Origin of the sequence: uncultured Arenimonas sp. (genome assembly GCF_963976025.1) — a bacterium.
Taxonomy (GTDB): Bacteria; Pseudomonadota; Gammaproteobacteria; order Xanthomonadales; family Xanthomonadaceae; genus Arenimonas.
Genome location: NZ_CAXBJS010000124.1, coordinates 1 through 7907, shown reverse-complemented (window position 1 = coordinate 7907; position 7907 = coordinate 1). Strand labels below are relative to the sequence as shown.

Sequence of the window (7907 nt, the reverse complement as noted above, 5' to 3'; positions counted from 1 at the left end):
GGTAGGCATCGGCGGCTTCGCCGCGCGGCCGGCCCATGCCGGCCTCAGCCCTCGACGGACTCGGCGTTCTCGTCGCCGATCACCAGGCCTGGCACGAACTTCTCGCGCAGCTTGGCTTCCAGGTCCTTGGCCACGGCCGGGTTGTCCTTGAGCCACTGGCGCACGTTTTCCTTGCCCTGGCCGATGCGCTCGTCGTTGTAGCTGTACCAGGCGCCGGCCTTGTCGATCAGCTTGGCGTCCACGCCCATGTCGATCAGCTCGCCTTCGCGGCTGATGCCCTGACCGTAGAGGATTTCGGTGACGATGATCTTGAACGGCGGCGCCATCTTGTTCTTGACCACCTTGATCTTGGTCTGGTTGCCGATGATTTCGTCGCCCTTCTTGACCGCGCCGATGCGGCGGATGTCCAGGCGCACCGAGGCGTAGAACTTGAGCGCATTGCCGCCGGTGGTGGTTTCCGGGCTCTGGCCCGGCATCATGATGCCGATCTTCATGCGCAGCTGGTTGATGAAGATGACCATGCAGTTGCTGCGCTTGATGTTGCCGGTGAGCTTGCGCAGGGCCTGGCTCATCAGGCGGGCCTGCAGGCCGGGCAGCTGGTCGCCCATTTCGCCCTCGATTTCGGCGCGCGGGGTGAGCGCGGCGACCGAGTCGACCACGACCATGTCCACCGAGTTCGAGCGCACCAGCATGTCGGCGATTTCAAGCGCCTGCTCGCCGGTGTCGGGCTGGCTGACCAGCAGGTCGTCGACGTTGACGCCCAGCTTCTGGGCGTAGGTGGGGTCGAGCGCGTGTTCGGCGTCGATGAAGGCGGCGGTGCCGCCCGCCTTCTGGCATTCGGCGATGGCCTGCAGGGTGAGCGTGGTCTTGCCCGAGGATTCCGGCCCGTAGATTTCGATGACGCGCCCCTTGGGCAGGCCGCCGATGCCCAGCGCGATGTCGAGCATCAGCGAACCGGTGCCGATGACCTCGGCCGGCTCGATGGCCTTGTCGCCCATGCGCATGACTGCGCCCTTGCCGAACTGCTTTTCGATCTGGCCCAGGGCAGCAGTGAGGGCGCGCTTCTTGTTCTCGTCCATGGGTTTGGTCCTTGGTGTCTTGTTGTCAGTGGTCGCCAGGTTAGCGGGGCCGGGTCTCACGGATTGAGAAGGTTCCGCTGCCCCTGAATCTGCCTGCCCTTCCGGACCGGCGGCAGCCTCTTGTGCTTCGATGCGCAGTAGGGAATTGGACTTCTTCCTGCCGGCTTTTTTCTGGCCCAGGCTCAACGGTTCGGCCTTACGAGGCCGCAGTACAGGCCTTCGATGGCGAAGTCCTGGTCGGGCTGGACGACGATGGGGGCGAAGTCGGGATTACGCGGCAGCAGGCGGATGCTGTCCTTGCCGATCTTGAGCAGTTTCACGGTGATTTCCTCATCGATTCGCGCGACCACGATCTGGCCGCTGCGTGCTTCATTGGTGCGGTGCACGCCGATCAGGTCGCCGTGCAGGATGCCTTCGTCGCGCATGGAGTCGCCCTTCACCCGCAGCAGGTAGTCGGGCGCCGGGGAAAAGAAGACACGGTCGAGCAGCACCATGTCGTGAAGGCCGGCGTCGGCGCCGATCGGCAGGCCGGCGGCCACCTGGCCCAGCACCGGCAGGCGCAGGGGTGCGTCCCCGGCCGCCGGGACGAGGTCGGCGGCCGGGGACGACGAACCGGGGGACACCGCCAGCCGGATGCCACGCGCCTGCCCGGGCACGCGGCGGATGGCGCCGGCCTGCTCCAGGGCTTCGAGGTGGTATTGGGCCGCGCGAACGCCCTTGAAGCCAAAGGCGTGGGCAATCTCGACCTGTGACGGCGGCACGCCGTCGGCCTCGATGCGCTCGGTGATCATGGCCAGGATGGCCTGCTGGGTGTCGGTGATGTCCATTAGTAGTAATACTACTAACGAACCGCCCCGGGCTGTCAAGCCCCTTGTCGCGGGCTAGCGGGCCAGGGCCAGCAGGCCCTGCAGCGACGCGGCCACGGTCTGCCGGCGCACCGCATCGCGGTCGCCGTCGAAGTGGAAAAGTTCGGCCTTGGGGTAACCGCCGCGGCGCTTCCAGCCTATCCAGACCGTACCGACCGGCTTGTCGGGGTTGCCGCCCGTGGGGCCGGCGATACCGGTCACCGCCACGGCGATGCTGGCACCGGAGGTCACCAGGGCCCCGGACACCATTTCCAGCACCGTTTCCCGGCTGACGGCGCCGTGTTCGATCAGGGTTTCGGGCCGCACGCCCAGCAGGGCCTGCTTGGCCTCGTAGCTATAGGCCGCCATGCCGCAGTCGAACCAGGCCGAACAGCCCGGGATGTCGGTGATCATCTTGGCGATCCAGCCGCCGGTGCAGCTTTCGGCCGTGGCCAGCATCAGGTGGCTGGCCTGCAGCGTGGTTCCCACGCGCTCGGCCAGGGCATGCAGGGCGTCGTCGGAAAGCTCGGTGGTTTCGCTCATGGCGGTAGCGTAGTCGCCGGTTCGGCCGATGGCTATCGGCACACGCCGGCCCGGGGCTTGACTTTGTCAATTACAAATGTAATCTCGAGTCCTGATTACATCCGTAAACACCAACACGCCATCGGGAGCCCCATGATCGACCTGCTCTGGAACGAAGCCCAACAGCTGGTTCTTGCCAGCTCCCTGGCCATCGCGCTGGTGTTGCTGCTGCGCCCCCTGCTCCGTCGCGCCTTCGGCCCGGAACTGGCGTATCTGGCCTGGGCCGCGGTGCCCTTCTCCCTGGTGGCCGTGCTTCTGCCCCAGGCGGCCTCGCTGCCGCCGCATCCGTCGGCATCCCCGTCCTGGACGACGCAGGCGCTGGCGGGCGTGCAATCGGCGGTCCTGCAGGCACCCGTGGATCCCCGCCCCGGGCTGCTGCTGGCCTGGTGCCTCGGTGCGCTGGTCCTGGCGGCGGTCCTGGTGCGTACCCAGCGGCGCTTCGCGAACCAGGTCCGCCGCCAGCCGGGCAGCGAATTCGACCAGAGCGACGAAGCCAGTCCGGCGGTGTTCGGCCTGTGGCGACCGCGCATCGTGCTGCCGGGCGATTTCACTTCGCGCTACGACGCCCGCGAACAGGCGCTGCTGCTGGCGCACGAGCGCGAACACCTGCGACGCAGGGACATTCCCGCGCAGGCATTGGCCGCCACGCTGAGATGCCTGTTCTGGTTCAACCCGCTTGTGCACATGGCCGCTCGGCGCTTCCGGCTGGACCAGGAACTGGCCTGCGATGCCGCCGTGCTTCGCCGCCATCCGAAGGATCGCCGCAGTTACGGCGAAGCCATGCTCAAGACCCAGCTCGCGGCGATCAGCCTGCCGCTTGGCTGCCACTGGCCCTCGCGCCATCCCCTGAAGGAGAGAATCAGCATGCTCAAGCAATCCTCCCCCAGCGCTGCCCGCCGCCGCGCCGGCAGCGCCGTGATCGCCGCCGGGCTGGCACTCGTGGCCCTTGGCAGTTGGGCCGCGCAGCCAACGCAAGTGCCACCGGCGGACGTGCCCTCGCTGCGGGTACTGACGAGCGATGACGTCCTCGGCAACCCGAAGTACCCCGCGTCGGCGGCCAGGGACGGTATCGGTGGCGTGGTGGTCCTGGACGTACTGGTGGGCGAAGACGGCAGTCCCGATGACGTTCGTGTCCATCTGGCCAGGCCTGAAGGTGTGTTCGAGCAATACGCGATGGAAGCCGCCCGCGACTGGCAATTCAACGCCGGCCGCGACGGCCGCCGGGGCGACAAGATCGAAGGCTGGGTCCGGGTGCAGGTGAAGTTCACGCCGGATGCCCCGCCGTCGGGCGATGAACCTGCGGCGGAGCCCGCATCCGACGCCTGACGCACTTCCGGCACAATAGGGCGGTTCAACCACCGCCCTTGCCATGCCCCCCGAACAGAACAACACCCCGCCGCACACCCCGCTGATGAAGCAGTTCTTCGCCGCCAAGGCGGAGTACCCGGACATCCTGCTGTTCTTTCGGATGGGCGACTTCTACGAGTTGTTCTACGACGACGCGCGCAAGGCGGCGCGGTTGCTGGACATCACCCTGACCCAGCGCGGCAGCTCCGGCGGGTCGCCCATTCCGATGGCCGGCGTGCCCGTGCATGCCTACGAGGGTTACCTGGCGCGCCTGGTCGCGCTGGGCGAATCGGTGGCCATCTGCGAACAGATCGGCGACCCGGCCGCCAGCAAGGGCCTGGTCGAACGCAAGGTCGTGCGCATCGTCACCCCGGGCACCGTCACCGACGAGGCCCTGCTGCAGGAACGTCGCGACACCCTGCTGATGGCGGTCAGCCGTGGCCGCAGCGGCTTCGGCCTGGCCTGGGCCGACCTGGCCGGCGGTCGTTTCCTGGTGTCGGAAGTCGCCGACGAAGACCAGCTGGCCGCGGAAATCGCCCGCCTGGATCCGGCCGAACTGCTGCTGCCCGACGAAGACGGCTGGCCCAGCTTCCTGGCCACCCAGCCCGGCCTGCGCCGCCGCCCGCCCTGGGGTTTCGACACCGACGCCTGCCGGCGCCAGCTGCTGAAGTTCTTCAAGCTGCACGACCTCAGCGGTTTCGGCCTGGAAGACAAGGCGCTGCCCACTGCCGCCGCCGGCGCCCTGCTCGCCTACGTCGAAGAAACCCAGAAGCAGCAGCTGCCGCACCTGACCGCCATCGCCTTCGAATCGGCCGGCGACGGCATCGCGCTCAATGCGGCAACGCGCCGGCACCTGGAACTCGACAGCCGCACTGATGGCCGCAATGAACACACCCTGCTGGGCGTGCTCGACACCAGCGTCAGCCCGATGGGCGGCCGCCTGCTGCGCCGTTGGCTGAACCGGCCGCTGCGCGACCGCGGCGTGCTCGGCCAGCGCCACCACGCCGTCGCCACCTTCATCGATTCCGGCGCCCACGAAACCCTGCGCGAAACCTTCCGCGGCCTGGGCGACATCGAACGCATCCTGTCGCGCGTGGCCCTGCGCTCGGCGCGCCCGCGCGACCTGTCCACGCTGCGCGACGGCCTGGCCCTGCTGCCCGGCGTGCGCGGCGTGCTGGCACCGCTCGATTCCCCGCGCCTGGACGCCCTCGCCTCGGCGCTGGGTGAACACGACGGCACCGCCGACCTGCTGGCCCGCGCCATCGTGCCGCAGCCGCCGGTGCTGATGCGCGACGGCGGCGTCTTCGCCGAAGGCTTCGACGCCGAGCTCGACGAACTGCGCACGCTGTCCACCACCGCCGACCAGTTCCTGGTCGACCTGGAGGCCCGCGAGCGCGCCGCCACCGGCATCGCCACGCTGAAGGTCGGCTACAACCGCGTGCACGGTTATTTCATCGAAATCAGCAAGGGCCAGTCGGTCAAGGCGCCCACGCACTACACGCGCCGGCAGACCCTTACCGGCGCCGAGCGTTACATCACCGAAGAGCTCAAGGCCTTCGAAGACAAGGTGCTCAGCGCGCGCGAACGTTCGCTCACGCGCGAAAAAGCCCTGTACGAAGACCTGCTGGAAACGCTGAACCAGTCGCTGGAGCCGCTCAAGCGCTGCGCCGCGGCGCTGAGCGAACTGGACGTGCTGGCGGCCTTCGCCGAACGCGCCCAGGCCCTGGACTGGTCACGCCCGGAGCTGACCGACGCACCCGGCCTGTGCATCGAACGCGGCCGGCATCCGGTGGTCGAAGCCGTGCGCGACGAACCCTTCGAACCCAACGACCTGGTGCTCGACGAGAACCGCCGCATGCTGGTCATCACCGGCCCGAACATGGGCGGCAAGAGCACCTACATGCGCCAGAACGCGCTGATCGTGCTGCTGGCGCACATCGGCAGCTTCGTGCCGGCATCACGCGCGGTCATAGGCCCCGTGGACCGCGTGCTGACGCGCATCGGCGCCGGCGACGACCTGGCGCGCGGCCAGTCCACCTTCATGGTGGAAATGGCCGAAACCAGCTACATCCTGCACCACGCCACCGCGCAGTCGCTGGTGCTGATGGACGAAATCGGCCGTGGCACCTCGACCTACGACGGCCTGGCCCTGGCCGAAGCCTGCGCGCGCCACCTGGCGCAGGCCAACCGCGCCTACACGCTGTTCGCCACCCACTATTTCGAACTCACGGCCCTGGCCGAACCAGGCAGCGGCATCGCCAACGTGCACCTGGACGCCATCGAACACGGCGACCGCCTGGTCTTCATGCACGCGGTGAAGGACGGCCCGGCCAACCGCAGCTTCGGCCTGCAGGTGGCGGCGCTGGCCGGCCTGCCGCGCACGGTGGTTGAACAGGCCCGCCGCACGCTGGCCAGCCTGGAACAGCGCGGCGCCCCGCACGCCGTAGCGGAGATGAGCCCGGCGGCGCTGGATGCACCGCAGCAGTTCGGGCTGTTCGCACCCCAGTCCTCGCCCGCGCTTGAAGCGCTGGATGCGATCGATCCCGACGAACTGACCCCCAAGCAGGCGCTCGAGGCGCTCTACCGGCTCAGGCAGCTGCGCTGAGGCGCGAACCCTCGAGGGCCTGGGCCAGGTCGGCCCAGAGGTCGTCGACGTTTTCGATGCCCACCGACAAACGCAGCAGGCCCGGACCGATGCCGCTGGCCAGGCGCGCCTGCGCATCCACCACGCGGTGGGTCAGCCCGGCCGGGTGCTGGATCAGCGTGTCCACCGAGCCCAGGCTCACCGCCGGCGTCATCAGGCGCACGCGCGACATCACCGAGGCCGCGGCTTCGTGGCCGCCGTGCAGGTCGAAAGCCATCAGCGCGCCGGGGCCGGCCATCTGCGTGCCCACCAGGTGCGCATTGCGCACCGTGCCCAGGCCCGGGAAGAAGACGCGGGCCACGGCCGGATGCGCGGCCAGGCGTTCGGCCATGACGACGGCATTGGCCTGCGCGCGTTCGACCCGGATGGCCAGTGTCGGCAGGCCGCGGTGCAGCAGGTAGGCACCCAGTGGGTGCAGCAGCGCGCCGGTGGCCGCGCGCACCGTGCGCAGGGGCCGGGCATGTTCTTCGCTGCAGCAGACCACGCCGGCGATGACGTCGCCGTGGCCGCCCAGGAACTTGGTGGCGCTGTGCATCACGTATGTGGCGCCCAGCGAAGCGGGCTGCTGCAGCACCGGGGTGGCGAAGGTGGAATCGACCAGCACCGGCACGTCGCCGGCGGCGGCCACCACGGCGCGGATATCCACCAGGTCCAGCGTGGGGTTGGCCGGGGTTTCGATGATCACCAGGGCGGTATCGGGGCGGCGGCGCGCGGCGATTTCCGCAGCGTCCACGAACTCCGCTTCCAGCCCGCACAGGCCCGAGGCCAGCAGGTGGTCGGAGGTGCCGTAAAGCGGCCGCACCACCAGCACGTGGCTGCCGCGCGAGCGCGCGTCCAGCAGCACCGCGGTCAGCGCCGCCATGCCCGAGCCGTAGGCGACGCAGGCTTCGGTGCCTTCGAGGCGGGCAAGCGCATTTTCGACCCGGCCCACGGTCGGGTTGTGCAGGCGCGCGTAGATGGGATTGGCGGCGCTGGCGGCGCCCCCGACCAGGGCGTCGAAACTCTCGGTGCCCGCATCCAGGTCGGCCACCGGGTAAGTGGTGGACAGGTCGATCGGCGGCGCGTGCACGCCCAGGCGGGCGAAGTCTTCGCGGCCGGCGTGCACGGCGAGGGTGTCGAAATGCGTCATGGCGGGCTCCGGGGACGGCAGGCAGCCACTATGGCTTAGACTTGCGGCTGGTTCGGCCTGGCCGAACACTATTTCCGAACAGGGGGCTGAAAATGCATCTGGACCGAACAGACTTCGCCATACTGCGGCTTCTGCGAAAGAATGCGCGGCTGCCGAACAAGGACCTGGCCGCCCGGGTCGGCGTTGCCCCGTCCACCGCGCTCGAGCGCGTCCGGCGGCTGCGCGAAGCCGGGGTGCTGCAGGGATTCCACGCCGAAGTCGCGCCCGCCGCCATCGGCATC

General features: G+C 69.0%; 7 protein-coding genes. 3 read left to right on the top strand and 4 right to left on the bottom strand.

All coding sequences use genetic code 11. The features are described from left to right. Positions 1–44: 44 nt before the first annotated feature. The 3 genes from recA to AACZ35_RS10140 all read right to left on the bottom strand — a co-directional run bounded on the left by recA (position 45) and on the right by AACZ35_RS10140 (position 2467). Positions 45–1079 carry a recombinase RecA gene (gene recA, locus AACZ35_RS10150; RefSeq protein WP_339828777.1) on the bottom strand — a complete coding sequence of 345 codons (1035 nt, stop codon included), beginning with the start codon at positions 1077–1079 and terminating at the stop codon, positions 45–47. A 182-nt stretch (positions 1080–1261) separates the two neighbouring features. Then, positions 1262–1906: a transcriptional repressor LexA gene (gene lexA, locus AACZ35_RS10145; RefSeq protein WP_339828774.1), complete on the bottom strand. Its 645-nt coding sequence runs from the start codon at positions 1904–1906 to the stop codon at positions 1262–1264. Between the two features lie 54 nt (positions 1907–1960). Then, on the bottom strand, positions 1961–2467 hold the full coding sequence (locus AACZ35_RS10140; protein ID WP_339828771.1) for a CinA family protein: 507 nt from the start codon (positions 2465–2467) through the stop codon (positions 1961–1963). Between the two features lie 132 nt (positions 2468–2599). On the opposite strand from AACZ35_RS10140, the gene AACZ35_RS10135 reads away from it, so the two are divergent. Further along, entirely contained in the window at positions 2600–3832 is a 1233-nt protein-coding gene (locus tag AACZ35_RS10135; RefSeq protein ID WP_339828768.1) for a TonB family protein, read from the top strand. Between the two features lie 43 nt (positions 3833–3875). Further along, complete coding sequence (mutS, locus tag AACZ35_RS10130; RefSeq protein ID WP_339828766.1) at positions 3876–6458, top strand: DNA mismatch repair protein MutS; 2583 nt, start codon at positions 3876–3878, stop codon at positions 6456–6458. Here mutS and AACZ35_RS10125 read toward each other — a convergent pair. Then, positions 6442–7626 (bottom strand): aminotransferase class I/II-fold pyridoxal phosphate-dependent enzyme, encoded by a 1185-nt coding sequence (locus AACZ35_RS10125; RefSeq protein ID WP_339828763.1) that lies wholly within the window; start codon positions 7624–7626, stop codon positions 6442–6444. The two genes, mutS and AACZ35_RS10125, sit on opposite strands and share 17 nt — an antisense overlap. Before the next feature lie 92 nt (positions 7627–7718). Here AACZ35_RS10125 and AACZ35_RS10120 point away from each other — a divergent pair. Beyond that, positions 7719–7907, top strand: a 189-nt coding sequence (locus tag AACZ35_RS10120; protein ID WP_339828760.1) for a winged helix-turn-helix transcriptional regulator, incomplete at its 3' end; no start/stop codon positions are given.